Here is a 286-nt window from a genome sequence, read left to right on the forward strand (position 1 = left end):
CGTTTTCATCCGAAGCGGTACGTGGATGTACAGATTCTGGGGATCAACGACTTTCACGGCCAGCTGAATGTGACACAGCAGGTAGAGGGAAAGCCCGTGGGACGGGCGGATTATTTGGCGGCACACCTGAAGCGCCGTGCGGCGGAGAATAAGAATACGTTGATCGTTCATGCCGGAGATATGGTGGGAGCCAGTGCGCCGATATCGGCTCTGCTTCAGGACGAGCCAACGATCGAGTTTTTGAACCGAATCGGAGTGGATGTGGGGACCGTGGGAAATCACGAGT

The 286-nt window shown here is 55.6% G+C and carries 1 protein-coding gene; it reads left to right on the top strand.

Annotated features, from left to right (window positions below; all coding sequences use genetic code 11):
* Positions 1 to 286: metallophosphoesterase (locus RZO55_RS17945; protein ID WP_318065633.1), on the top strand; the 286-nt coding region annotated here is incomplete at both ends.

It is taken from the genome of Clostridium boliviensis, from assembly GCF_033342255.1.
GTDB lineage: Bacteria > Bacillota > Clostridia > Lachnospirales > Lachnospiraceae > Lacrimispora > Lacrimispora boliviensis.